A 1,806-nucleotide genomic window follows, 5' to 3' on the forward strand; every position below is an offset into this window, starting at 1 on the left:
GTGCGCGACCTCCCGGCCGCCCTGCGGGGGCGGCGCGTGGTGCCGGCGCACGTGCTCGGCGACCTCGCGCGGCTGCGGGAGCTGCCCCAGGACGGCGGCCCGTCCGACCCGACCCCGACCGACCTCCCCGGCGGCGCCGTGCCGGCGTCGCTCGAGCCGACCCACCGCGAAGGAGAGCAATGACGCACCCACGCCGCGCCGTCGTCACCGGGGGCGCCGGGTTCCTGGGCAGCCACCTGTGCACCGAGCTCGTCGACCGCGGCTGGGAGGTGGTCTGCCTCGACAACTTCCTCACCGGCTCCCCCGCCAACGTCGCGCACCTCCTCGGCTCCCCCGCGTTCCGGCTGGACCGCTGCGACGTCACCGACTACATCCACGTGCCGGGCGACGTCGACCTCGTGCTGCACTTCGCGTCCCCCGCGTCGCCGGTGGACTACCTCCAGCTGCCCATCCAGACGCTCAAGGTCGGGTCCATCGGGACCGGGCACGCGCTCGGGCTCGCGAAGGACAAGGGCGCGCGGTTCCTCCTCGCGTCGACGTCCGAGGTCTACGGCGACCCGCAGGTGCACCCGCAGCCCGAGGAGTACTGGGGCCACGTCAACCCGATCGGCCCGCGCGGCGTCTACGACGAGGCGAAGCGCTACGCCGAGGCGCTCACGACCGCGTACCGCACCACGCACGACGTCGACACGGCGATCGTCCGGATCTTCAACACCTACGGACCCCGGATGCGACCGTTCGACGGCCGCGCGATCCCGACGTTCGTGCGCCAGGCGCTCGCCGGCGAGCCGATCACGGTCGCGGGCGACGGGAGCCAGACGCGGTCGGTCTGCTACGTCGACGACCTCGTGCGCGGCATCCTCGCGCTCGCCGAGAGCGACCACGCCGGCCCGGTCAACATCGGCAACCCGCACGAGCGGACGGTGCTCGAGATCGCCCAGGACGTCGTCGCGGCGACGGGCTCGCGGTCGGAGATCCGGTTCATCGAGCGTCCGGTCGACGACCCCGAGGTGCGCCGGCCGGACACCACCAAGGCGCGCGAGCTCCTCGGCTGGGAGCCCGAGGTGGACTGGACCGAGGGCCTCGCCCGCACCGTCGCCTGGTTCGACGAGGCGCTCCGCACGAGCGCCTGACCGCCACCACCCGTCCCCCGCCCCGACCACCCACACTCGCCGAGGTCGACCTCGGCGTCAGGTGGGCGGGTATCCGGGTCAGGGGGCGAGGTGGGTGGCCGCGGCTGCGAGGACCTCGTCGGGGGTGATCGCGGCCAGGGCCGGGTCGACGTCGGCGGCGTGGGGGTCGCCGCGGTAGGCGTCGTCGCCGCGCCACAGGACGGTGTGGCGGTCGCGGTCGATCGCGGGTCCCCACCAGCGCGGCGGGGTCGGGCCGAAGAGCAGCACCGACGGCGTCCCGAACGCGGTCGCGACGTGGGCGACGCCCGTGTCGCCGCACACGACGAGGCGGGCCCGCGCGACGACCTCGGCGAGCTGCGGCAGGTCGAGCGTCCCCGCGGTGCTGCGGACGGTGCCCGTGACGTCACCCCGGCCCGCCACCGCCCTCTCGACCGAGCGCACGACGGCGTCGCACGGCACGTCCTCGTCCGGACCCCCGGTGAGCACGACGGGCACACCACGCTCGACCAGCCGCTGGGCGACCTGCACCCAGCCGTCGAGCGGCCACCGCCGCGATCCCGACGCCGCCCCGGGGTGGAGCACGACGTCGTCGGTGCGCTCGGCGGGCGGCGGGGCCGGCACGACGTCGTCCGAGCGGCCGGTCGGCTGCGCGCCGGGCGCGCCGGACGTGCGC

At 75.8% G+C, this 1,806-nt stretch carries 3 protein-coding genes; 2 read left to right on the forward strand and 1 reads right to left on the reverse strand.

Annotation, left to right across the window (positions count from 1 at the left end):
• Together ICW40_RS19965 and ICW40_RS19970 are read left to right on the forward strand one after the other, a co-directional pair.
• The coding region (locus ICW40_RS19965; protein WP_221655726.1) for a hypothetical protein at positions 1-183 on the forward strand (183 nt) is incomplete at its 5' end.
• Positions 180-1,133: a UDP-glucuronic acid decarboxylase family protein gene (locus ICW40_RS19970; RefSeq protein ID WP_221655727.1), complete on the forward strand. Its 954-nt coding sequence runs from the start codon at positions 180-182 to the stop codon at positions 1,131-1,133. The genes ICW40_RS19965 and ICW40_RS19970, both read left to right, overlap by 4 nt.
• Before the next feature lie 78 nt (positions 1,134-1,211).
• Here the strand turns inward: ICW40_RS19970 and ICW40_RS19975 are convergent.
• The coding region (locus ICW40_RS19975; RefSeq protein ID WP_221655728.1) for a glycosyltransferase family 9 protein at positions 1,212-1,806 on the reverse strand (595 nt) is incomplete at its 5' end.

The sequence above is a fragment of the Actinotalea ferrariae genome (assembly GCF_019733465.1).
Classification (GTDB): domain Bacteria; phylum Actinomycetota; class Actinomycetes; order Actinomycetales; family Cellulomonadaceae; genus Actinotalea; species Actinotalea ferrariae_A.